Genomic DNA, 22,308 nt, shown 5'->3' on the forward strand with positions numbered 1-22,308 from the left:
GGGGAAGAAGGGCTCAAGACGCGCCATCTGCGCCTCCGTCAGCCAGAAAAGATCAGACATGGTCACCGCTCGTTTTTCGAACCGTGAATCACGCCGAAATGCGGAAATCAATGGGTCCTGACCCTAGTTGGGCAATCTGTTGCTCCAGCTGCATAGCGCGATCAATCGTCTTTTGAGCGCTTGCGGTGGCATTTTTTTTGTATGTATCAATGTCTGAAATGGCGTCGCGGGCGGCAAGAAAGGCCTGAGCTGTGAAGCCACGCGCCACCACTCGGTCGATCCACGCAGTTCCCCAGTACTTCTTTTCCGGTTTAAAACCAAATCCAACAATAAAATTATCCACCTCTACCTCGAAGTGATCGTCCTCAAAGCGAATCTTCTCTTGAACTAAGTTTCCCGTGGCAGCGATCTTCCACCGGAACTCGCAGTCCTTATAAGAGCAATCCGACGCTTCAATGCGAATTGACGTCACAAAGACGGGTTCAGTGAATTCAAAATCAAACCAATCCGACCTGCCCTTAGTTCCCGTTGGTTCACCATCAAGCTCAGCTAGTCTTGTCGTTTTCCGATATTGTTTATCATAAAGTTCAAACGGAATTGGTGCATTGTCTGGAGTTTCAACTGACTGAATTTTTTCTAAATCACTTTGTTCTGCCATTCTGATACCCGACCTCTTGTGCCCAAAGAAAAAAACAAGAATACAACTCTACACCTTCCTCCGCAACCGCTTGACCGTCCTCGTTTCTTTGTGGCCTTCAGATGGCGTTGGACCGACCCTTCAATGCTGGCTTTCGGAAACGGCGCTAAACGACCACCTCAAACCGCCTCCACCAACCCCTTCAGCAATTCCGCCGAGGCCCGTAGCCCCTCGGTTTCCGCCTCGTCCAACTCGGGCCAGAGCGTGGCGGTGACGCCCGCGGCCCCCACCACGCGGGGGAGGGACAGGGCGACGTCTTGGACGCCCAGAACATCGCCCGGCACCGAGACCGACAGCACCGCCTGTTCGTCCCCGCCGATCGCGCGGCAGATGCGGGCGAGGCCCGCGCCGATGCCGTACCAGGTGGCCCCTTTCCCCTCGATGATCGTATAGGCCGCCCGGCGCACGCCCTTGTCGATCCGCGCACGCACGTCCTCGGTGATCGGCGCGCCGACCTGCGCGGCAAAGCTGGCCAGCGGCACCGACCCGGCCCGCGCATTGGACCAGGCCAGCACCTCGGAATCCCCGTGTTCGCCCAGCACGTAGCCATGGACCGACCCCGGCGCGATGCCCAGGTGCCGGCTCAGCAGCCAACGGAACCGCGCGGTATCGAGGATCGTGCCCGACCCGATCACCCGCCCCGGCGCCAGCCCCGCGATCCGCGCGGTGATCTGGCCCATGATGTCCACCGGGTTCGAGGCCACCAGCAGGATCGCCTCGGGCGCTGCGGGCAAGACCTGGCCCACGACGGAGCGGAACACCTCGGCATTGCGGCCCAGCAGTTGCAGCCGGGTTTCCCCCGGTTTCTGCCCCACGCCGCAGGCAAGGATGACCACCCACGCGCCGTGCAGGTCGTCATAGCCCCCGGCCCGCACCACGGCGGAACTGGCGAAGGGCACCGCATGGGCGATGTCCTCGGCCTCGGCCCTTGCGCGTTTTTCGTCGAGGTCGATCAGGACGATCTCGCTCGCGATGCCCTGCATGACCAGCGCGAACCCGGCCGCCGACCCCACCATTCCCGCGCCCACGATTCCGATCTTCATGGCATGCCCTTTCGCTGTTTCGTCAATCCTCGCGCACGGGTCCGCGCAGCGCCTTGACCTCGCCCCGCTTTTTCTTGGCATCGACCCGTTTGCGTTTCTGGTTCAGGGAAACCCGGGTCTTGATGCGGCGCTTGGGTTTTTCCAGCGCCTTGCGGATCAGGTCGGCCAGCCTTTCGCGGGCGATCTCGCGGTTGCGGGCCTGCTGGCGGGTCTCGTCGCACTTGATCAGCACCGCGCCGTCCTTGGTCCAGCGCTGACCGGCCAGCCGCCGCAGCCGGGTCTTGACAGGTTCGGGCAGGGCCGGGCTGCGCGCCGCTTCGAACCGAAGCTCGACCGCCGTGGACACCTTGTTGACGTTCTGGCCGCCGGGGCCCGAGGACCGGACGAATTGTTCGGTCAGTTCCCAATCGGCGATTTCGATCTGATCGTTGATGTGAAGGGGCATGATCGCCTCTTACCACGTGTCGCCGGGATTTGCAGCGCAATGGAAAAGGGCCGCTCCGGCGAGGAAACGGCCCTTCGAAAGTTCAGGAGGTGGGGTCGGTTAGACTGCTCTCACGCGTTGGTGATAACCGGCCCACCTGAAGGTTCGCACACCCGAGGGCTGCCTCAGATGTCAAACCTCCAAGCTGTCCCGACACCTCTCTCCAATCTCTTTCTAGACACTGGATCACCTCCTTTCATTGGTTTCGCCTGGGGTCAGGAAAACACAAGATCGGGGGATCACCAAAGAAAAAATTACTACATTTACGTGACGGGCCGCAGGAGGCGCCCAACGATCAGGCGGAATGGGACCAACGCGATCAATGCAATGGCGAGTTTGACACCCCAATCGGCCACGGCCAGCGTCACCCAGAGAGGGGCCTCGGGGCCTGTCAGCAGGAAGGGTGCCGCATCCTGGGCCCAGGAGATCTGCGCATCGGCCGACGCGCCAAAGGACAGCGCCGCGCTGAAGGCGATGGTGAAGAACAAGGCGGTATCGACGGCCGAGCCGATCACGGTCGAGGTCAACGGGGCCTTCCACCAGGCGCCTTCGCGCAGGCGGGCGAAGATCGCCACGTCCAGCAGTTGCGCGACGAGAAACGCGGTGCCCGAGGCCACGGCAACCCGCAGCGGCACGGCGGCATAGGTATAGCCATCGCCCTGCAACATGATCTGGCTGCCGATCAGCGAACAGATCACGCCTGTCACGAACCCGGCGAAGACAACGCGGCGCGCCGGGCCCGCGCCATAGACGCGGTTCATGATATCGGTCACCAGGAAGGCGAAGGGATAGGTAAAGGCGCCCCAGGTCAGGAGACCATCAAGCAGAAGGAATTGGACGAGGATATTGGAGGCCACCACGACGGTGGCCATGGCAAGGATGCCAGGAAGAAGACGGGTCATGTTTTTGGTCCGTTTTGACAAGGTCGCGGAGACTTGGCTCTGCCCGAATGGCAGAACGCGCCGCTCCTACAGGGGCGACGCGGGACTTGTCAACTCAGTTGGCGGCGACGGCGCTGCATTGGCCGGGCAGGTCCGCCATGCGGAGCGGTCCGCGGGGCGGGCGCGGCGTGGCCTCGGGGTCGGGCGGCGGCGGGTTGAGGATGTTGTTGACCCAGACTTGCGCATCGGCACAGCCGTCACCCGGCGGCGGCGGGGCTTGGTTCTCGCAGGCCGTGTTCCCTGCGGGGCACTTCAGACGCACGTGGAAGTGATAGTGATGCCCCCACCAGGGCCGGATCTTGCGCAGCCAGCTTCGATCGCCGGTTTCCCAGTTGCACATGGCGACCTTGGCGCCGGGAAAGACGAAAATGCGCGCGACACGGTCATCGCTGGCCGCGGCACGCAGCAGGCGCATGTGCTCTTCGGTCCAGCGGTCGTTCGTATAGGCGCCGCGTTCGCGCCGCATGGAAATCGAACTTATATTCTCTCGTTCCTGCGCGGTCAGGTTCAAGCGTTGCGGCGGCAGCATCCAGATATCCGCATCCAGTCCCGATTGGTGGCTGGCATGGCCGGTCAGCATCGGGCCCCCGCGTGGCTGGCTCATGTCGCCCACGTAAAGGCCCTGCCAGCCCGGCAGGGTCGCGGCGAAGCGGCTGAGGTCCTGAACGTAGTCGATGGTTTCCGGCTGGGCCCAGTTGCGGTTGCGGCTCAGGCGCATGGCTTGCCATGTCGGGCCGGTTTCGGCCAGTTGCACGGCCCCGGCCTGACAGCCGCGGGCATAGCCGCCGATGGCCGCGCTGGCCTGCGTCGAGGCAACGGGCAGGTAGCCGAAGACCTCTTTCGCCACGCGGGTGTCGTTGTTGCCTTGGGTGGATACCGTTGTGCGCTCGACGCCATCATAGTCCGTCGCCCCGTCTCGGCAGGCCGCCGTCAGGGCAAGGGCAAGGATCAGGGCGCCGGTATTGAGGACTTTGACCATTCTGCGCGATCTCCCTCTGGATGGACCCAGCGTAGCAGAACGAAGCCCGCAAGGAAAAGCCCGATGACGGGGGTGAAACCAAGCCGCGCATCGCCGAACCACCAGGTGAAGAACGCGATGAGACCGGGGGCCAGGAAGGCCGTGGCCTTGCCTGACAAGGCGAAGAGGCCGAACGCCTCGGTCGGGCGTTCAGGGTGGGTGTGGCGCACCATCATCGACCGGCTGGCCGAGTAGATGCCGCCGCCAGCCCCGCCGATGATGGAGCCACAGATATAGAAAAGGATATCCGGCACCGCGCTGCCCGGGGCCAAGGGGATGCCAAGCACCTGTTCTCGGGTCATGCCGACGATGATGATGCAGACCACCATCAGTGTGACAATGCAGAAATGGATCACCGGGCGGGGGCCGAATTTCTTGTCGGCCCGCCCGGCGATGGAGGTCGAGACCGCAGCCGCCACCGCGCCGATGATCCCGAACACGGCGATCTGCATAAGGCCCCAATCAAGCACAAGCGCCGCGTAGACCCCGCCAAACGCATAGAGCGCGTTCAACGCGTCGCGATAGAGCATCGAGGATAGCAGGAAGCTCAAGAGGCTTTGACGGTGGAGGACACCGGACAGGGATTGCTTGAGGTCACGCATGGCTGCGCCCATGCCGCCATGGCGGTTCGGCGCGTTCTCCTCGCGCACATACATCCAGTAGGGGATCATGAAGATCAGGAACCACGCGGCGATGAATGGTCCGACCGCCCGCGTGCCTTCGCGCTCCGTCCCGTCCAACAGGCCAAAGGCTGGCGACAGGCCCAGCAATGTTTTGCCTTCGCTGAACTCGTAGAAGAATGGCAGGAAGATCAGCAGCGCCACGACCCCGCCCCAATAGCCGATCGCGGCCCCGTCGCCGGAAATGCGCCCGATCTCGTCCTGGTCGCCAAGGCTGGGCAGGATCGCATTGGTAAAGACCAGCGCGTATTCGGCGGCAATGAAGGCGATGGAAAAGGCCACGAGGCAGAAGAGTGCCGCCGACCCGTCCGGCACCATGTACCAAAGCAGCGAGGTGAAAACGACAAAGACGGCCGAAAAGGCGATAAGCCAGGGCAGCCGTCGCCCGGTGCTATCCGCATAAGCGCCGAGAATCGGCGCGGTAAACGCGATGAAAAGTCCCGCGATTGTCTGGCCGAGGGACCACATGGATTGGGCCTGCGCGTCGGCCGCTTTCTCAGTCATGCCGGCTGTCAGGAAGAACTCTGCGGCCACGGTCGCGAAATAGGGCCCGAAAATGAAGGTCAGGCCCAGCGTATAGAACGGCTGGGTTGCCCAATCGAAGGCCATCCAGCCCCAAACGCGTTTCTGCAATGTGGTCGCCATTCCCGTCCCTGTCTTTTTGCCGTGATAAGACAGACAAAGGCCCGGGCTGGCAAGCGTTGCGTCAGTCCTGCATCGGCGGCCACGGGCGCTGGGCGTCGGCTTCGCCCCAGGCAATGACCCAGTCGGGCAAGTCCGGCGAGGGTCCAGCGTGGCCAAGCGCCTGCGCCATTTCCGAAGGGGGCACGATGCCGCCCTTGCCCGTCACGGCCATCCGCAACAGGGCATGGCTGCTGCATTCCCCGTCGCTACGCCACAGGGCCTGTTCGAGGTAGAAGAACTTTTCGTCGAAGCCCACGCAGCGGGTGCGCTGGGTCAGCTTGTAAAAGGCATGCACACGCCTGCGATACCGGACCGAGGCCCCGGCCACCGCCATGCCCCATTTGCGGGTTTTCAACAGGTCGATCATACCCACCCGCTGCGCCATGGGCAGGCGGCCGAGGTCGAACAGCGTCAGGGTGCGCCCGTTGTTGAGCTCCATCCAGATATCCAGGTCCCAGGGCCAGCAGATGTGCTGGCTCTCATGGGTGTCCCAAAGCCCCATGGGCGGCGCCTTGCGGGCGCGCGACATCTGCCAGGACATGCGCAGGAACGGATACATGGCGCGAGGTAAACCGTGCCCCTTCGACCGGGTCAAGACTGACCCGGCGTGACAGTGCGCCACAATGGGGATTGCCCCCGCGCCCGCACGCCCCTAGTTGAGATAGGCAAGGAAAGGACCGGACAATGAATGACATTCAGCAGATCGCGCTTTTGCTTATCGGCGTCGTGCGCTTTTTCATCATCGTGCATTTCATCATGAGCTGGCTGATCAATTTTCAGGTGCTCAACATCCGGCAACCTTTCGTCTACCAGGTCTGGTCCGGCCTGAACCGGCTGATGGAGCCGATCTATGCTCCGATCCGCCGTATCCTTCCGCCCATGGGCGGGCTGGACCTGTCGCCGCTGGTGGCTCTGATCGGGATCGAGGTGCTGCGCATCCTGATTATATGACGCGCGGGGACTTGTTCACCGAATCTTAGTGTGGGATTTGTTGGGTAAAGAGCAGTTAACCAACAAACAGGTCCACGCATGAGCGCTGCCACGCTCCTTCGCGATGTCTTCGGATTCGATGCCTTCCGTCCCGGTCAGCAGGACATCGTCGAGGCCGTGGCCGAAGGACGCAATACCTTGGCCATCATGCCCACGGGCGGGGGCAAGTCGCTCTGTTTCCAATTGCCCGCGCTGGTCCGCGATGGCGTGACGGTGGTGATTTCCCCGCTGATCGCGCTGATGCGCGACCAGGTGCGCGGGCTGCAAGAGGCCGGCGTCGCCGCCCATGCGCTGACCTCGGGCAATACCGAGGATGAGACCGACGCCGCCTTCCGCGCCTTGCAGGATGGCAGTTGCAAGCTGCTCTACATGGCGCCTGAACGGCTGGCCTCAGGCGGGGCGCAGCGGATGCTCAAGCAAGCGGGCGTGACCCTGATCGCCGTGGACGAGGCGCATTGCGTCAGCCAATGGGGCCATGATTTCCGCCCCGACTACCTGCGGATCGGTGATCTGCGCCGTGCGCTCGACGTGCCGCTGGCCGCCTTCACCGCAACCGCCGATGCCGAAACCCGCGCCGAGATCGTCGAGAAGCTGTTCGATGGCGAGGCGCCGCAGACTTTCCTGCGCGGTTTCGATCGGCCCAACATCCACCTTGCCTTCGCCGTCAAGGACCAGCCCCGCCGCCAGATCATGGCTTTCGCCGCTGCGCGCAAGGGCCAATCCGGCATCGCCTATTGTGGAACACGGGCCAAGACCGAAACGCTGGCCGCCGCCTTGCGCGAGGACGGCCACAACGCCTGCCACTACCACGGCGGGATGGAAGCCGAGGATCGCCGCGCTGTGGAACGGCGGTTCCAGCAAGAGGACGGGCTGATCGTTTGCGCGACGGTGGCTTTCGGCATGGGGATCGACAAACCGGATATCCGCTGGGTCGCCCATGCGGACCTGCCCAAGTCGATCGAAGCCTATTACCAGGAGATCGGGCGCGCGGGGCGTGATGGGGCGCCCGCCGAGACGTTGACCCTGTTTGGCCCGCAGGACATCGGCTTTCGCCGCCAGCAGATCGACGAGGGGCTGGCGCCCCCCGAACGCCGCGCCGCCGACCACGGCCGATTGAACGCCTTGCTGGGCTTGGCCGAGGCACTGACCTGCCGCCGCCAGACCCTGCTTGGCTATTTCGGGGAAGACGCCGAACCATGCGGCAATTGTGATCTGTGCGACAAGCCTGCCGAGGTCTTCGACGGCACCACCCCGGTGCGCATGGCCCTGTCGGCGGCGCTGCGCACGGGCGAGAATTTCGGTGCGGGCCACCTGATCGAGATCCTGCTGGGATCGGAGACCGACAAGATCCGCCAGCGCGGCCACGACCAGTTGCCGACCTATGGCGTCGGCAAGGACTATTCCCGTCAGCAATGGCAGGCGATCTTTCGGCAGATGATGGGCCATGACCTGCTGCGCCCCGACCCCGAGCGGCACGGGGCGCTGCGGATGACCGAACGCGCCCGCCCGATCCTGCGGGACGAGGAAAGGATCCAGCTGCGCCGCGACACCATCCGGACCGCCAAGACCGGCCCCAAGGTGCGCGCCATGGTCAGCGAGGAGGATGCGCCGCTTCTGTCCGCGCTCAAGGCCAAACGGCGGGCGCTGGCCGAGGCGCAGGGGGTGCCGGCCTATATCATCTTCAATGACCGCACCCTGATCGAGATGGCCGAAACGCGCCCGCGCACCCTTGATGACATGGCGCGGGTCTCGGGGATCGGATCCAAGAAACTGGACAGTTACGGCGCGGCCTTTCTGGAAGTGATCAGCGGCGAGACTCAGCAGATGCATCCGGCCCGCGCCAGGCTGGCAGGACGTGACGAAGGATCGCTTTATGACAGGCTCCTCGAAGTTCAGGCCGATCTGGCACGCGGCCCCGATGGAACGGACAAGCCGATGACCTGCTCTGCCTCCCTCTTGGCCCGGGTCGCGCGTCAGAAACCGCGCGATGCCACCACGATGGCGCGGCTTCTGGGCGACCGGTATGCGGACCGTTTCGGGGCGGCCTTCCTGAACGTGATCGCCGAGGCCTGATTTGCCGCACTGGCCTTCCGCCCAATTCGCCATATTCTCTGCCAGGAATTGAAATACGAAGAGGTTCCAGATGCTGACCGTCCTGTCACCTGCCAAGGCCCTCGACATGGAGCCGGTGGGCCATACCCCGACCGAGCCGATCTTCCGCGACGAGGCCAATGCCCTGGCCCGGACGGCGCGCAATCTGCCGCTCAAGGACCTCAAGGCGTTGATGCACCTGTCCGACAAGCTCGCGACCCTGAACCGCGACCGCTACCGCGATTTCCGCGATGAACCGACCGAGGATGTGGTGAAACCCGCCGTCTTTGCCTTTAACGGCGATACCTACCAGGGGCTTGAGGCCAAGACCCTGTCCGAGGACGCGCTGCGCTATGCGCAGGATCATCTGCGTATCCTGTCGGGGCTTTACGGGGTGTTGCGCCCGCTGGACGCGATCCAGCCGCACCGGCTGGAGATGGGCAGCCGCCTGAAGACCCGGCGCGGCAAGAACCTTTATGACTACTGGGGCGACCGGATCGCCGAGGCCCTGACCGAACAAGCCCAAGAGCAGGGGACCGATACCCTGATCAACTGCGCCTCGGTCGAATATTTCACCGCCGCCGACACGCCGAAACTGGGGTTGCGCGTGGTCACGCCCACCTTCCTGGAAAACAAGGACGGCAAGACCAGGATCGTCAGTTTTTACGCCAAGCGGGCGCGCGGTTCGATGGCACGGTTCATCATGGAAAACCGCATCGACGCCGCCGCGGATCTGACTGCCTTCGATTACGGCGGCTACCGCCATGATCCCGAGTTGAGCGAACCGGACAAGCCTGCGTTCGTTCGGGACTGGCCCGAGGCCTAGAGCCGTTCGATGGCCAGCGCGATGCCCTGACCGCCGCCGATGCACATGGTGATCAGTGCCTTGTGACCGCCGGTGCGTTCCAGTTCGTGCAGCGCCTTGACCGTGATGATCGCGCCTGTTGCCCCAACTGGATGACCCAGCGCGATGGCCCCGCCATTGGGGTTCACCTTGGCGGGGTCCAGGCCCAGCTCTTTCGAGACGGCAAGCGCCTGCGCGGCAAAGGCCTCGTTCGACTCGATCACGTCGAATTCCTCGGCCTTGAGGCCCGTGCGATCGAGAAGCGCGCGCACCGCCGGAACCGGGCCGATCCCCATTACCTCGGGGCGGACTCCGGCATGGGCATAACCAAGGATACGGGCGCGGGGCTGCAGTCCTGCCGCCTCGGCGGCGTCTGACCGGGCCAGGACAAGGGCTGCCGCGCCATCATTGATCCCGCTGGCATTTCCGGCGGTGACGGTGCCGTCCTTTTCGAAAACCGGGCGCAGGTTGGCCAAAGCCTCTGCCGTTGTGGGCTTGGGATGCTCGTCGGCGTAAAACACCACATCCTGCCGTTTCATCTTGACGGTCACGGGCGTTATCTCGCGCTGGAAATGCCCGGCCTCGATGGCGCGGGCGGCGCGGTGCTGGCTCTCCAGCGCAAAGGCGTCCTGCGCCTCGCGGTCGATCCCGTGTTCCCGCGCGACGTTTTCAGCCGTTACCCCCATATGACCCGTGCCGAAGGGGCAATTCAGCGCCCCCAGCATCATGTCCAGCGATTTGACATCGCCCATCTTTGCGCCCCAACGCTGGTCTGGCATGATGAAAGGGCTGCGCGACATGCTTTCGGCCCCGCCGGCCACGGCGAAATCGGCATCCCCCAGCATCAGCGCCTGTGCAGCGGAAACCACCGCCTGCACACCGGACCCACAAAGCCGGTTCACGTTCATTGCTGGCACGGTTTCGGGAATGCCGGCGCCCATCGCCGCCATGCGTGACAGGTACATGTCCTTGGGTTCTGTATTGATGACATGACCAAAGACCACATGCCCGACCCGGTCGGGGGCCAGCCCCGCCCGTTCCAGTGCGGCGCGTGTCACCGTTGCGCCGAGGTCCGTCGGCGGCACCCCGGCCAGTGACCCGCCGAAGGCGCCGATTGCCGTGCGGGTGCCCGAAAGCAGAACGATGTCGTCGCGCATTGTATCCTCCTGTTTGGGCGCAGCTTACCGTGGCTCCCGTGTCCGCCAAGCCTGACGTTGCGGCGCGGGGCGACATGATTATGTCGCCGGAGGGTGTGGTAAATCGCCCGCGCCCGTGATTGCCTCTCTGAAAGGAGGGTCCGCACGATGACCGCGTTTCTGGACGATATCACATCCCGGCTGGACGAAATTCGCGCCGAGGGGCTTTGGAAGACCGAAAGCGAGATCACCTCGCCGCAGGGCGCGCGGGTGGAGGTGGGCGACAGCCATCTGATCAACCTGTGCGCCAACAATTACCTCGGGTTGGCCGATCACCCGGCGCTGATCGCGGCCGCCAAGGCGGCGATGGACGATCACGGGTTCGGCATGGCCTCTGTGCGGTTCATCTGCGGCACGCAAGACCTGCACCGACAGTTGGAACAACGGCTCGCCGCGTTCCTGGGCCATGACGATTCGATCCTGTTCGCGGCCTGTTTCGATGCCAATGGCGGGCTGTTCGAACCGCTGCTGGGGCCAGAGGACGCCATCGTGTCCGACGCGTTGAACCATGCGTCGATCATTGACGGCATCCGGCTGTGCAAGGCGAAACGCTATCGCTATGCCAACTCCGATATGGACGACCTGGAGGCGCAGTTGAAACAGGCCCGCGCCGACGGGGCGCGGCATATCATGATCGCCACCGATGGCGTGTTTTCGATGGATGGCTACCTTGCCAGGCTGCCGGAAATCCGCGCGCTGGCCGACCGCTACGAGGCGCTTCTGATGGTCGATGATTGCCACGCCACGGGCTTCATGGGGCCAAAGGGGGCGGGCACACCGGCGCATTTCGGGGTGCAGGCGGATGTCATTACCGGCACGCTTGGAAAGGCGTTGGGCGGGGCGATCGGCGGTTATATCGCCGGGCCGCAGCCGGTGATCGACCTGCTGCGCCAACGGGCGCGGCCCTACCTGTTTTCCAATGCCTTGCCACCGGCAGTTGTGGCAGCCGGGATCGTGGCGCTGGACCTGGTCGAACAGGGTGACGATTTGCGCGGCCAGCTTTTCGACAATTCCCGCCAATGGCGCAGGGCCCTGACCGATGCCGGGTTCGATCTCTTGCCCGGCGAACATCCGATCGTTCCGGTGATGACCCATGACGCGGTCAAATCGCAGGACATGGCGAGCCGGCTGTTCGAGCTGGGCGTTCTGGTCAAGGGGTTCTTCTTCCCGGTCGTGCCCAAGGGGCAGGCCCGCATCCGCACCCAGATGAATGCCGCACTGACGGCCAAAGACCTGACGAGAGCCGCCGCCGCCTTCGAGCAGGCGGGTCGCGAAACGGGGGTCCTGACATGAGCAACATGATGACCGCCTTGGAGAAGTCGAAGCCGGAACCTGGGTTGTGGAAGGTCGAAGCCCCAGTGCCCGAGATCGGCCCGGATGACGTGCTGATCCGTATCAACAAGACCGGGATTTGCGGTACGGATATTCATATCTGGAACTGGGACGACTGGGCCGCGCACACGGTGCCGGTGCCGATGATCACCGGTCATGAATTCGCGGGCACGATCGTCGAGCTTGGCCGCAATGTCACGGGGCTGGAGATCGGTCAGCGCTGTTCCGGCGAGGGCCATCTGATTGGTCGTGACAGCCGCCAGAGTCGCGCGGGCAAGTTCCACCTCGACCCCGGCACGCGAGGCGTGGGGGTGAACGTGCAGGGGGCGTTCGCCGAATACCTTGCCTTGCCTGCCTTCAACGTGGTGCCCCTGCCCGATGCCATTGACGACGAAATCGGTGCGATCCTCGATCCGCTGGGTAATGCCGTGCACACCGCCCTGTCCTTCGACCTGATCGGCGAGGACGTGCTGATCACCGGGGCGGGTCCAATCGGCATCATGGCCGCCGCCGTAGCGCGCCATGTGGGCGCGCGGCATGTCGTGATCACCGATGTGAACGCGGATCGGCTGGCGCTGGCCGAGAAGGTCGCCGATTGTCGGCCGGTCAATGTTGCAAAGGAAGACCTGTACGACGTGATCTCCGAACTGAAGATGAAGCAGGGCTTTGACGTTGGGCTGGAAATGTCGGGCAACCAGGACGCTTTCGACCAGATGGTCGGAGCATTGGTCATGGGTGGGCGGGTCGCGCTATTGGGTATCCCGCCGGGCAAATCGCCCGTGGACTGGTCCGAGATCGTGTTCAAGGCGATCACGATCAAGGGCGTCTATGGCCGCGAGATTTTCGAGACCTGGTACAAGATGATCGCGATGCTGGAAAACGGGCTGGATGTGCGGCCCGTCATCACCCACCGTTTTCCTGTCAGCCGGTTCCGGGACGGGTTCGAGGCCATGCTGTCGGGCAAGTCGGGCAAGGTCGTGCTCGACTGGGCATGACACGACGTGATCGCCTCCGGGTGCGTTTCAAGCGCGCCCTGGCCAGGGTTCGCCGAACCGTGCCGCCGGGACTGCGCCTGGTGCTGGGCCTGCTTCTGATTGTCGGTGGTGTGTTCGGGTTCCTGCCGATCCTCGGTTTCTGGATGATCCCGCTGGGCGTTGCGGTGGCGGCGTTGGACATCGCACCGCTTTGGCGACGTATCCGGGGGCATCGAAGGGATTGAAGGCACCACGCGAACGTGAGTGGCCGTTGAGGTCACGTATCGCGAAATCCCGTTCACCTCGGGCTCAAAACGCATTAGGGAATCTTTATGAAAGCCAATGTGCCATTGACCCGAGACCTCGTGCTGATCGGCGGCGGGCATACCCATGCGCTTGTCCTGCGCAAATGGGGCATGTCGCCTTTGCCCGGCGTGCGCCTGACCGTCATCAATCCCGGCCCGACCGCGCCCTATTCCGGCATGCTGCCCGGGTTCGTCGCGGGCCATTACGGGCGTGACGACCTGGATATCGACCTGGTGAAACTGGCCCGGTTTTCCGGTGCGCGCATCATCGTCGGACGCGCCACTGCGTTGGATCCACACGCCCGAACGATCACCGTCGAAGGGCGCGGAGACATTGCCTATGACGTGGCCTCGGTCGATATCGGGATCACATCCGAGATGCCCGGATTGCCCGGCTTCGCCGATCACGGGGTTCCCGCCAAGCCCCTGGGTCGGTTCGCGGCAAGCTGGGACAGGTTCCGCGCGGAAACGCACGACCCTTCGGTCGCGGTGATCGGCGGCGGCGTCGCGGGGGCGGAGCTGTCCATGGCCATGGCCCACGCCTTGAGGCAGGCGGGACACGAGCCGAACGTGCACCTGATCGACCGCGGCGAGGTGCTGGAGGAATTCGAGGACCCCGCCCGCGACAGGCTTTTGGCGGCGCTTGGCGAACAGGGTGTGATCGCCGTTGAAGGGGCCGATGTTGTCGAGGTGACGGCGGATGCCCTCCACCTTGCCGATGGTCGCCGGATCGAAAGCCGTTTCACGACCGGTGCAGCGGGCGCCCGCCCGCAAGGCTGGCTGGCGCAGACGGGGTTGGACTGCCACGAGGGGTATCTGTCTGTCGGCCCAACCCTGCAAACCTCTGCGCCGGATGTCTTCGCGGTGGGCGATTGCGCCCATCTGGCCTTTGATCCGCGCCCGAAAGCAGGGGTTTTCGCGGTTCGCGAAGCGCCGGTGCTGTATGACAACCTGGTGGCCTATCTGTCCGACCGGCCCTTGCGGCGCTACAGGCCGCAAAAGGATTACCTCAAGCTGATCTCGCTTGGCGGAAAATCCGCCCTGGCCGAGAAACTTGGCACCGCGCGGCGCGGCAGGGTTCTCTGGCGCTGGAAGGACCATATCGACCGGAAATTCATGCGCCAGTTCCATGACCTGCCCGGCATGGCGCCCGAGCCGCCCTTACGCGCCGCTGCCGGCGTGGCAGAAATCATGGGTCAGGCCCCGCTATGTTCGGGCTGTGGGGCCAAGGTGGGGGGCGATGCGCTGGCCACCGCGTTGGAGGGCCTGCCGAAGCCCGACCGTGAGGACGTTGTCAGCCTGCCCGGCGATGATGCCGCCGTGCTGTCCATCTGCGGCACCCGACAAGTCATCAGCACCGACCACCTGAGCGCGGTCACAGAAGACCCCGCCCTGATGGCGCGGATCGCGGCCATTCATGCGCTGGGCGATGTCTGGGCAATGGGGGCCGAGCCGCAATCGGCCCTGATTAGCCTGATCCTGCCGCGCATGTCGCCGGAGTTGCAAAAGCGGACGCTGGCCGAGATCACGGGCGCGGCGGCCGATGTCATGGCGCAAGCCGGGGCGGTGATTGTCGGCGGCCATACCACCCAGGGTGCGGCGATGACCATCGGTTTCACGGTGACGGGACTGACAGGAACCATGCCGATCACGGTCAAGGGCGCGCGGGCCGGCGATGCGCTGATCCTGACCAAGCCGATCGGGTCCGGCACCATCCTGGCCGCCGAGATGCGCGGGCAGGCGCCCGGCGCGGATGTGCTGGCCTGTCTCGATATGATGATAGCGGGGCAGGGCGCGGCGGCCACGCTGCTGTCGAATGCTCATGCGATGACCGATGTGACCGGCTTCGGCCTGGCCGGGCATCTGTCCGCGATCTGCCGCGCCTCGGGCACTGGTGCGATCCTGCACGATGTTCCGGTCATGGAGGGGGCACTGGACCTGGCCGGGGCAGGTGTTCGGTCGTCGCTCTATCCCGACAATGTGTCCGGAGCGCTGCCGGTGAATGGGTCCGAGGGGCCGCTCAAGGCGCTCCTGTTCGATCCGCAGACCTGCGGTGGCTTGCTGGCTGCCGTTGATGGGGATGAGGCCGTGGAAACCTGCGCCGCTCTGCAAGACGCGGGCTACCCGGCGCGGATCATCGGAACCGTGATCGAAGGCGACGCCATCAGCCTTCAACCGTGACGATCCGGGCGATCCGCCCGGCAAGATCGGAACGGCCTTGCGGGTCCAGTGCTTCGGCCCGGAGCTCATGCAGCGCCTTGGCGTGGTGGGCCGCGCGCGACTTGGCATAGCTGGGGTCGTAGTGATCCTCCATCAGGGCCCGCGCCAGCCCCGCAAGATCGCCGCGGTCCAGCAGGTCGATCCAGTTTTCGACCACCGCCGCGCCGCGATGCCGTTTCAGGATCGTCAGCCGCGCGACCAATTCGTCGCGTCGCGAGATCACATCGTCATAGGCATCCACAAGGTAGGCGGCGCGCGCTTCCATCGGGGCCGAGATCACGATCCGGGGCGCAGTCTTCATCGCGGCCCAGACCATGGGCGGGATGATGCGTTCACCGATCTTGCTGCTTTCGGCCTCCAGCACTACAGGCCGTGCGGGATCGAGACCGGCCAACCGGCAGGCCAGCGCACTTTCAAAGGCCTTCTGGCTGGGTTGGGCATCGGCTTGCCCGCCCAGGATCGAACCGCGATGCCCCGCCATGCCTTCGAGATCCAGCACCTGGATACCCAGTTGTTCGAGCCGATGGAGGATGTCGGTCTTGGCGGTGCCGGTATAGCCATCCAGAAGGATGAACCGATGCGACACAGGCGCCTCGTAGAGTGCCGCATGAACCAGACGCCGGTAACTCTGGTAGCCGCCCTCGATGGTCTCGGCCCGCCAGCCAACCGCCTTCAGGATCGTGGCGACCGACCCCGAACGCTGCCCGCCGCGCCAGCAATAAACCAGAGGCTGCCAGCCGCCATCGCGGTCGGCCAGCTCGGTTTCGAGATGCCGGGCCACGTTGCGCGCCACCAGCGCCGCGCCGATTTTGCGTGCCTCGAAGGGCGCGACCTGCGTGTAGATCGTGCCGACGCGGGCACGCTCTTCGTTGGACAGGGCGGGCAGGTTGATGGCGCCCGGGATATGATCCTCGGCGAACTCGGCGGGTGAGCGCACGTCGATCACCTCGTCAAAGCCATGGGCCAGAAACTCGGCGAGGGTGGCGAAGGGTTTTGGCATGACGGGTGCTTAGCCCAGCGTGGCCTGCTGTAAAAGATGCCTTTGCGCCGACCTGTCAGGCGAGGGGGCGCAGCAATTCGCGCCCCTGATCAGTAAGCAGGTGCCAATCCGTGCCGTCGAACACAGCGGGCACCAGCGGGCGGCCATAGCCTGCACCGCCGTCAAGGTTGATGCGATTGCCTTCGTGCTGGGGATAATCCAGCGCGGTGTGGCCGTGGACCACCATTTCGCCGTGGTCGCGCGTGTCGTCCAGCCAGCTATCGCGGATCCAGATCAGGTCGTCCTCGGCCTGGTCCTCGATCGGAAGGCCGGGCCGGATACCCGCATGCACGAACAGGTGCCCGGCGGTGCGGTGCCAGCGCGGCAGGGTGGTGATCCAGTCCATGTGGGATTGTGGCACCCCTTCCCGCACCTCGGCCAGCAGTCGCCCCCGGTCAGAGGTCTCGTCATCGGCGGTTATCCCGTAGGAGGCCAGCGTCGCCGGCCCGCCCAGGGCAGGGTGCAGCCAGCCCTTGCCCGACTTGATAGCGGGGTCGTGCTCCGCGCCCTGCGTGACGAAACGCAGGAACATGCGGTCGTGATTGCCGAACAGAACGGTCCAGTCACGCCCCGCCGCTTGCCCGGACATCAGCCGTTCGATCACGCCGCGCGAGTCCGGCCCTCGATCTACGAGGTCGCCCAGAAAAACATGGGGCGCATCGGCGCCACCATCGGCGCGGATCAGGTCAAGCGCGCGGTCGAGCTGATCACTGTAGCCGTGGATGTCGCCGATGGCGTAGAGCATGGGGCCTCCGAATGGGACAGGGCGCCGATCCGGCGCCCCGTCTTCTGGTCCTAGTCCACGTTGAAGGTCAATGGTTTGACCTGTTGGAACAGCTCGGTGTCCCGCAATTCTTGCAGGGCGGCGGCCGGCACGGGTTCGTCCACGTAGAGCAGCGCGATCGCCTCGCCCTTGGCCGCGGACCGGCCGAGCGTGAAGTTGGCGATGTTGACGCCATGCGCCCCCATGGTCGCGCCCAGCGCACCGATGATGCCGGGCTTGTCCTCGTTCGTGGTATAGATCATGTGCCTGCCGATCTCGGCGTCGATATTGATGCCCTTGATCTGGATGAAGCGCGGCTTGCCGTCGCTGAAGACCGTGCCGCCGATGGACCGTTCCCGTTTGTCGGTGACGACGGTGACCTTGATGTAGCCTTCGAAGGCGCCGGACTGGTCCTGCTTGGTGGTGCTGATCTGCACGCCGCGTTCCTTGGCGATGATCGGGGCCGAAACCACGTTCACGTCGGGGTTGGCGACGGTCATGATGCCCGCAACCGTGGCCGATGTCAGCGCGGCGAGGTTCATCTCGGACGCTTCCCCGTCGTAAAGTATGTTGATCGCCTTGATCGGCTCGTCGGTCATCTGGCCGATGAAGTGGCCCAGGTGATCGGCCAGCTTGATCCATGGCCCCATGATCTTGGCCTCTTCGGCGGTCACGGAGGGCGAGTTGAGGGCGTTCTGCACGGCCCCGGTCAGCAGGTAGTCGGCCATCTGTTCGGCAACCTGCAGCGCGACGTTTTCCTGTGCTTCCGTCGTGGCCGCACCGAGGTGGGGCGTGCAGACGACATTGGGCAGGTTGAACAGCGGGTTCTCGGTGGCCGGTTCCTCGGCAAAGACATCGAAGGCCGCCCCGGCGACATGGCCGGATTTCAGCAGGTCGGCCAGTGCTTCTTCGTCGACCAGGCCGCCACGGGCACAGTTGATGATGCGCACGCCCTTCTTGGTCTTTTCCAGTGCCTCGCGGCTCAGGATGTTCTTGGTCGCATCCGTGAAGGGCACATGCAGGGTGATGAAGTCGGCGCGCGTGAGAAGGTCGTCCAGTTCGACCTTTTCAACGCCCATCTCGGTGGCGTGTTCCTCGGACAGATAGGGATCGTAGGCGATGACTTTCATCTTCAGGCCGCGTGCGCGGTCGCAGACGATGCCGCCGATATTGCCCGCACCGATGACGCCAAGGGTCTTACCGGTCAGCTCGACCCCCATGAATTTCGACTTCTCCCATTTGCCCGCATGGGTGCTGGCGCTGGCCTCGGGAATCTGGCGGGCGACGGCGAACATCATGGCGATGGCGTGTTCGGCGGTGGTGACCATGTTGCCGAAGGGCGTGTTCATCACGATGATGCCCTTCTTGGACGCGGCGTCCTTGTCGATATTGTCGGTGCCGATCCCGGCCCGGCCGATGACCTTGAGGTTGTCGGCGGCAGCGATGATCTTTTCGGTCGCCTTGGTGGCCGAACGGATAGCGAGGCCGTCATATTGGCCGATGACCTCCAGCAGCTTGTCCTTGTCCTTGCCAAGGTCGGGCTGGAAATCAACGTCGATGCCACGGTCGCGGAAGATCTGGACGGCGGCGTCGGACAGTTTGTCGGAGATGAGAACTTTGGGGGCCATGTCAGTGGTCCTTCGAATGCATGGAATGGCTGCGCCCCCGGACCGGCTTCGCAGCACTGCCGGGGGCGGAAAGGGTCAGGCGGCGGCGGTCAGCGCCTCGATTTCGGCGTGATAGGCCCAGTCGAGCCAGGGCAGCATCGCTTCGATGTCGCTGGTCTCGACGGTGGCGCCACACCAGATGCGCAGCCCGGCGGGCGCGTCGCGATAGGCGCCAATGTCCAGTGCGATATTCTCGGCCTCGAGCCGCTTGGCCACGGCCTTGGCAAAGGCGGCCCCGTCGGTGATCCGGTCATCGGTGAATTTCAGGCAGACGCTTGTATTGGACCGCGTGGCCGGATCATTGGCCAGGTTCGCGATCCAGTCGCGGCTGGCGCAGAAGTTCCAGATCGCACGGGCATTGGTGTTGGCCCGGTGGATCAGCGCGTCCAGCCCGCCGATGGACTTGGCCCAGCCCAGCGCGAACAGGTAATCCTCGACCGCCAGCATGGAGGGCGTGTTGATCGTGGCGCCGGTGAAGATCCCTTCGATCAGCTTGCCGCCCTTGGTCAGGCGGAAAATCTTGGGCAGCGGCCAGGCCGGAGTGTAGTTTTCCAGCCGCTCGACAGCGCGGGGGCTGAGGATCAGCATCCCGTGGGCCGCTTCGCCACCCATGACCTTCTGCCAACTGAACGTTGTCACATCCAGCTTGTCCCAGGGCAATTCCTGCGCGAAGGCGGCCGAAGTCGCGTCGCAGATGGTCAAGCCATCGCGAGTCGCCGGGATCACATCACCCGAGGGCACGCGGACGCCGGAGGTGGTGCCGTTCCAGGTGAACACGACGTCATTGTCATAATTCAGCTTGGCCATATCGACGATATCGCCATAGCCGGCCTCGTGCACATTGGCCTCGATCTTCAGCTGCTTGACCACGTCGGTGACCCAGCCTGCGCCGAAGCTTTCCCAGGCAACCATTTCCACGGGCCGTTCGCCCAGAAGCGACCACATCGCCATTTCGACCGCACCGGTATCCGAGGCGGGCACGATGCCGATCTTGTAATCTGCGGGGATGCCGAGCACCTCGCGCGTGGTCTCGATCGCCGCCTTCAGCTTGTCCTTGCCCACGGCGGCGCGGTGCGACCGGCCAAGGGTCGCATCGGAAAGCGCTTCGAGAGTCCAAGTGGGGGGTTTGGCGCAGGGGCCAGAGGAAAAACGCGGATTGGCCGGCCGCGTCGCCGGTTTCGTCATAGCCATATCTGTCTAACCTTCCAGATAGATGCCCCTCGTTGGGGAGGGGTGTCCCACGGATGGGGTTAGTGGGATCGCGGTGCGACCGCAACGGCCAAAATGCGCATTCGCGACCATTCGGCACAAGAAACCGTCGTGGGTTGGAGCGGATAGGAAACTTGGGGCTCGGCCCTTGCGTTTTCCGCTCCATCGCGGTTTCAGGATCAAAACGCCGGAGATACCCCATGAATGTCGTGACGCTGATCGCCAAACCGGGTGCATTGGAACCTGCCCTCATCGAGAATCTCCGCAATGCCTGGGGCGGCGGTGATGCCCAGTGGCTGTCGCCGGATGAGGCGGCCGAGTTCCCCCTGGCCGACCGGCCCGGAAATTTCGACACCGTGCGCGCGGAGCTCGACGCGCTGGGGGTCGACCTGAACATCCAGCCAGCAGATGGGCGCCGCAAGAAGATGCTGCTGGCCGACATGGACAGCACCATGATCCAGCAGGAATGTATCGATGAACTGGCTGCCGAGGCGGGCGTCGGTGACCGTGTGGCCGAGATCACGGCGCGGGCGATGAATGGTGAGCTGGATTTCGAGGCGGCGCTGATCGAGCGCGTCGGTCTTCTGAAGGGGCTTGCGGTCGATGTGATCGGTCACGTCATTCACACGCGCATCACATTGATGCCCGGCGGAGCCGAGTTGGTCGCTACGATGAAAGCAAACGGTGCGGTGACTGCGCTTGTTTCTGGCGGTTTCGTGCAGTTCACAGGGCCGGTTGCGGCCAAGTTGGGTTTCGACCGAAGCCGGGCCAATACCCTGCTAGAGGAAGATGGCGTTCTGACCGGCGAGGTGGCGCGCCCGATTCTGGGCCGCGAAGCCAAGGTCGAAGCGCTGGAGGTGATTTCCGCCGACCATGGCCTGACCGACATGGATGTGATCGCCGTTGGCGACGGCGCCAATGACCTCGGGATGTTGGGCCGCGCGGGCACCGGCGTGGCGCTGCACGCCAAGCCCAGCGTCGCGGCCCAATGCGATATCCGCGTCAATCACGGCGACCTGACGGCCCTGCTCTACCTGCAAGGCTATGCGCGGGACGAATTCGCCGACTAGGACGCGAGCCCGGCGGTCGACTTCATTTCGCCCGTCACCAGGCCGGCGAAATTCTTGATCTCGGGGTTCAGGTATCGCCGGATCAGCGGATCATCGGCATCGGCCACGCCGAGGCGCACCAAGAGCGCGGCCATGGTGCATTCCGAGGCGCGGGTGCCGCCGTCCATGATCTTCAATGCGACGCCCTTTCGCTGTTCCGGCAGGATCGCGATGTAATACCCTTCGGCGCCGCCCTTGATCGCCGCCTTTCCCTTGCAGGCGCGCATCAGGTGGGTGCAGGCGCGGTCTTCGCCCGCCACGAGTTCGGGATGCGTCATCATCGCCTCGCGCAAGGTGACCATCGCCTTTGCCCGCGTGTCGGCACGGTCATGGGCGCTGGCGAAATGGGCCATGGCGCGGGCCATGGCATGGATCGTCGTTGCGTGATTGGGTGCCGAACAGCCGTCGATGCCCCAAACGGGGCTGTCCGCCTCGGTCACGTCTTCGAACGCCTGCTTGATCGACACCTGGAGCGGGTGGTCGATCGCGACGTAATCCGGGCCCGCACCCAGATGCCTCGTGACCGTCAGGAACCCGCAATGCTTGCCGGAACAATTGTTGTGATACCGGCACGGGCCTTCATGCGCGCGGATCAGCTCGAACTTGGCGTCCTTGTCGCCGGGCACCTGTGGCCCGCAGCAAAAGGCGCTATCGTCCAGACCCATGGTGGCGATCCAGTCCTGCACGCGGTCGGTATGGATGTGCGCCGCCGAATGTGAGGCGCAGGAAAGGGCCAGCTGTTCACTGGTCAGACCCGCTTGCGCCGCCGCGCCGGTCTCGATCAGCGGCAGTGCCTGGATCATCTTGGCCGAGGATCGCGGATAGGCCACGTGCTCGGGATTGCCCCAGGCCTCGATGATCTGGCCGCTGTCGTCGCAGATGACCGCATGGCCCTGATGCGTGCTTTCCAAAAGGCCCCCGCGCCAGATTTCCACCAGTTGTGCCGCGTTCGTCATGTTGCTCCTTCCTTGCGCGGGAACCCGCGCAACCGTGCCGGAAACTGGGGATTTCCCATTTTGGCA

21 protein-coding genes are annotated in these 22,308 nt (G+C 64.3%); 8 read left to right on the forward strand and 13 right to left on the reverse strand.

What is annotated here, in order from left to right:
• Nucleotides 1–88: 88 nt before the first annotated feature.
• From DFK10_RS00005 to DFK10_RS00035, 7 genes are all read right to left on the reverse strand, one after another.
• Complete coding sequence (locus DFK10_RS00005) at nt 89–658, reverse strand: hypothetical protein (protein WP_109385307.1); 570 nt, start codon at nt 656–658, stop codon at nt 89–91.
• Between the two features lie 158 nt (nt 659–816).
• Nucleotides 817–1,740 (reverse strand): L-lactate dehydrogenase, encoded by a 924-nt coding sequence (locus DFK10_RS00010; protein WP_109385309.1) that lies wholly within the window; start codon nt 1,738–1,740, stop codon nt 817–819.
• A 22-nt stretch (nt 1,741–1,762) separates the two neighbouring features.
• Nucleotides 1,763–2,185, reverse strand: coding sequence for an alternative ribosome rescue aminoacyl-tRNA hydrolase ArfB (gene arfB, locus DFK10_RS00015; protein WP_109385311.1), 423 nt, complete (start codon nt 2,183–2,185; stop codon nt 1,763–1,765).
• Nucleotides 2,186–2,487: 302 nt separating this feature from the next.
• The gene (locus DFK10_RS00020) at nt 2,488–3,126 is read right to left on the reverse strand and encodes a queuosine precursor transporter (protein ID WP_109385313.1); all 639 of its coding nucleotides are present in this window, start codon (nt 3,124–3,126) and stop codon (nt 2,488–2,490) included.
• Between the two features lie 94 nt (nt 3,127–3,220).
• Entirely contained in the window at nt 3,221–4,144 is a 924-nt protein-coding gene (mepA, locus tag DFK10_RS00025; RefSeq protein WP_109385315.1) for a penicillin-insensitive murein endopeptidase, read from the reverse strand.
• Complete coding sequence (locus DFK10_RS00030; protein ID WP_109385317.1) at nt 4,114–5,508, reverse strand: MFS transporter; 1,395 nt, start codon at nt 5,506–5,508, stop codon at nt 4,114–4,116. Before DFK10_RS00030 ends, mepA begins: the two co-directional genes overlap by 31 nt.
• A gap of 61 nt (nt 5,509–5,569) precedes the next feature.
• Complete coding sequence (locus DFK10_RS00035) at nt 5,570–6,106, reverse strand: acyl-CoA thioesterase (RefSeq protein WP_109385319.1); 537 nt, start codon at nt 6,104–6,106, stop codon at nt 5,570–5,572.
• A gap of 125 nt (nt 6,107–6,231) precedes the next feature.
• Here DFK10_RS00035 and DFK10_RS00040 point away from each other — a divergent pair, with 125 nt between their 5' ends.
• The 3 genes from DFK10_RS00040 (at nt 6,232) to yaaA (ending at nt 9,454) form a co-directional block, all read left to right on the forward strand.
• Entirely contained in the window at nt 6,232–6,498 is a 267-nt protein-coding gene (locus tag DFK10_RS00040; RefSeq protein ID WP_109385321.1) for a YggT family protein, read from the forward strand.
• A gap of 78 nt (nt 6,499–6,576) precedes the next feature.
• A complete protein-coding gene (recQ, locus tag DFK10_RS00045; protein ID WP_109385323.1) occupies nt 6,577–8,610 on the forward strand; it encodes a DNA helicase RecQ in 2,034 nt (677 codons plus the stop codon).
• Nucleotides 8,611–8,680: 70 nt separating this feature from the next.
• Nucleotides 8,681–9,454: a peroxide stress protein YaaA gene (gene yaaA, locus DFK10_RS00050; RefSeq protein WP_109385325.1), complete on the forward strand. Its 774-nt coding sequence runs from the start codon at nt 8,681–8,683 to the stop codon at nt 9,452–9,454.
• Here the strand turns inward: yaaA and DFK10_RS00055 are convergent.
• Nucleotides 9,451–10,629 carry an acetyl-CoA C-acyltransferase family protein gene (locus DFK10_RS00055; protein WP_109385327.1) on the reverse strand — a complete coding sequence of 393 codons (1,179 nt, stop codon included), beginning with the start codon at nt 10,627–10,629 and terminating at the stop codon, nt 9,451–9,453. The genes yaaA and DFK10_RS00055 overlap by 4 nt on opposite strands.
• A gap of 147 nt (nt 10,630–10,776) precedes the next feature.
• Between DFK10_RS00055 and DFK10_RS00060 the strand changes: the two genes are divergently transcribed.
• The 4 genes from DFK10_RS00060 to selD all read left to right on the forward strand — a co-directional run bounded on the left by DFK10_RS00060 (nt 10,777) and on the right by selD (nt 15,460).
• On the forward strand, nt 10,777–11,961 hold the full coding sequence (locus tag DFK10_RS00060; RefSeq protein WP_109385329.1) for a glycine C-acetyltransferase: 1,185 nt from the start codon (nt 10,777–10,779) through the stop codon (nt 11,959–11,961).
• Nucleotides 11,958–12,995, forward strand: a complete 1,038-nt coding sequence (gene tdh, locus DFK10_RS00065) for an L-threonine 3-dehydrogenase (RefSeq protein ID WP_109385331.1) — start codon at nt 11,958–11,960, stop codon at nt 12,993–12,995. Before DFK10_RS00060 ends, tdh begins: the two co-directional genes overlap by 4 nt.
• On the forward strand, nt 12,992–13,219 hold the full coding sequence (locus DFK10_RS00070; RefSeq protein ID WP_109385333.1) for a hypothetical protein: 228 nt from the start codon (nt 12,992–12,994) through the stop codon (nt 13,217–13,219). Before tdh ends, DFK10_RS00070 begins: the two co-directional genes overlap by 4 nt.
• 87 nt (nt 13,220–13,306) lie before the next feature.
• Complete coding sequence (gene selD, locus DFK10_RS00075; RefSeq protein ID WP_109385335.1) at nt 13,307–15,460, forward strand: selenide, water dikinase SelD; 2,154 nt, start codon at nt 13,307–13,309, stop codon at nt 15,458–15,460.
• On the opposite strand, the gene mnmH is transcribed toward selD, so the two are convergent.
• From mnmH to DFK10_RS00095, 4 genes are all read right to left on the reverse strand, one after another.
• Nucleotides 15,444–16,499, reverse strand: a complete 1,056-nt coding sequence (mnmH, locus tag DFK10_RS00080) for a tRNA 2-selenouridine(34) synthase MnmH (RefSeq protein WP_109385337.1) — start codon at nt 16,497–16,499, stop codon at nt 15,444–15,446. The two genes, selD and mnmH, sit on opposite strands and share 17 nt — an antisense overlap.
• Before the next feature lie 55 nt (nt 16,500–16,554).
• Entirely contained in the window at nt 16,555–17,283 is a 729-nt protein-coding gene (locus DFK10_RS00085) for a metallophosphoesterase family protein (RefSeq protein ID WP_109385339.1), read from the reverse strand.
• A 50-nt stretch (nt 17,284–17,333) separates the two neighbouring features.
• Complete coding sequence (gene serA, locus DFK10_RS00090; protein ID WP_109385341.1) at nt 17,334–18,929, reverse strand: phosphoglycerate dehydrogenase; 1,596 nt, start codon at nt 18,927–18,929, stop codon at nt 17,334–17,336.
• Between the two features lie 75 nt (nt 18,930–19,004).
• Nucleotides 19,005–20,159: a phosphoserine transaminase gene (locus tag DFK10_RS00095; RefSeq protein WP_109385343.1), complete on the reverse strand. Its 1,155-nt coding sequence runs from the start codon at nt 20,157–20,159 to the stop codon at nt 19,005–19,007.
• Nucleotides 20,160–20,377: 218 nt separating this feature from the next.
• On the opposite strand from DFK10_RS00095, the gene serB reads away from it, so the two are divergent.
• The gene (gene serB / locus DFK10_RS00100) at nt 20,378–21,247 is read left to right on the forward strand and encodes a phosphoserine phosphatase SerB (RefSeq protein WP_109385345.1); all 870 of its coding nucleotides are present in this window, start codon (nt 20,378–20,380) and stop codon (nt 21,245–21,247) included.
• Here serB and DFK10_RS00105 read toward each other — a convergent pair.
• Nucleotides 21,244–22,242, reverse strand: coding sequence for an asparaginase (locus DFK10_RS00105; protein ID WP_109385347.1), 999 nt, complete (start codon nt 22,240–22,242; stop codon nt 21,244–21,246). The genes serB and DFK10_RS00105 overlap by 4 nt on opposite strands.
• Nucleotides 22,243–22,308: the final 66 nt, after the last annotated feature.

The organism is Salibaculum griseiflavum (assembly GCF_003129565.1).
Lineage (GTDB): Bacteria > Pseudomonadota > Alphaproteobacteria > Rhodobacterales > Rhodobacteraceae > Salibaculum > Salibaculum griseiflavum.

Coding starts and splice junctions, on each gene's coding strand:
- DFK10_RS00060 (WP_109385329.1), top strand. CDS start 10,777: ATGACCGCGTTTCTGGACGATATCACATCCCGGCTGGACGAAATTCGC.
- DFK10_RS00085 (WP_109385339.1), bottom strand. CDS start 17,283: ATGCTCTACGCCATCGGCGACATCCACGGCTACAGTGATCAGCTCGAC.
- DFK10_RS00070 (WP_109385333.1), top strand. CDS start 12,992: ATGACACGACGTGATCGCCTCCGGGTGCGTTTCAAGCGCGCCCTGGCC.
- DFK10_RS00030 (WP_109385317.1), bottom strand. CDS start 5,508: ATGGCGACCACATTGCAGAAACGCGTTTGGGGCTGGATGGCCTTCGAT.
- yaaA (WP_109385325.1), top strand. CDS start 8,681: ATGCTGACCGTCCTGTCACCTGCCAAGGCCCTCGACATGGAGCCGGTG.
- DFK10_RS00035 (WP_109385319.1), bottom strand. CDS start 6,106: ATGTATCCGTTCCTGCGCATGTCCTGGCAGATGTCGCGCGCCCGCAAG.
- selD (WP_109385335.1), top strand. CDS start 13,307: ATGAAAGCCAATGTGCCATTGACCCGAGACCTCGTGCTGATCGGCGGC.
- serA (WP_109385341.1), bottom strand. CDS start 18,929: ATGGCCCCCAAAGTTCTCATCTCCGACAAACTGTCCGACGCCGCCGTC.
- DFK10_RS00105 (WP_109385347.1), bottom strand. CDS start 22,242: ATGACGAACGCGGCACAACTGGTGGAAATCTGGCGCGGGGGCCTTTTG.
- mnmH (WP_109385337.1), bottom strand. CDS start 16,499: ATGCCAAAACCCTTCGCCACCCTCGCCGAGTTTCTGGCCCATGGCTTT.
- DFK10_RS00010 (WP_109385309.1), bottom strand. CDS start 1,740: ATGAAGATCGGAATCGTGGGCGCGGGAATGGTGGGGTCGGCGGCCGGG.
- DFK10_RS00040 (WP_109385321.1), top strand. CDS start 6,232: ATGAATGACATTCAGCAGATCGCGCTTTTGCTTATCGGCGTCGTGCGC.
- DFK10_RS00095 (WP_109385343.1), bottom strand. CDS start 20,159: ATGGCTATGACGAAACCGGCGACGCGGCCGGCCAATCCGCGTTTTTCC.
- serB (WP_109385345.1), top strand. CDS start 20,378: ATGAATGTCGTGACGCTGATCGCCAAACCGGGTGCATTGGAACCTGCC.
- tdh (WP_109385331.1), top strand. CDS start 11,958: ATGAGCAACATGATGACCGCCTTGGAGAAGTCGAAGCCGGAACCTGGG.
- DFK10_RS00005 (WP_109385307.1), bottom strand. CDS start 658: ATGGCAGAACAAAGTGATTTAGAAAAAATTCAGTCAGTTGAAACTCCA.
- recQ (WP_109385323.1), top strand. CDS start 6,577: ATGAGCGCTGCCACGCTCCTTCGCGATGTCTTCGGATTCGATGCCTTC.
- DFK10_RS00055 (WP_109385327.1), bottom strand. CDS start 10,629: ATGCGCGACGACATCGTTCTGCTTTCGGGCACCCGCACGGCAATCGGC.
- mepA (WP_109385315.1), bottom strand. CDS start 4,144: ATGGTCAAAGTCCTCAATACCGGCGCCCTGATCCTTGCCCTTGCCCTG.
- arfB (WP_109385311.1), bottom strand. CDS start 2,185: ATGCCCCTTCACATCAACGATCAGATCGAAATCGCCGATTGGGAACTG.
- DFK10_RS00020 (WP_109385313.1), bottom strand. CDS start 3,126: ATGACCCGTCTTCTTCCTGGCATCCTTGCCATGGCCACCGTCGTGGTG.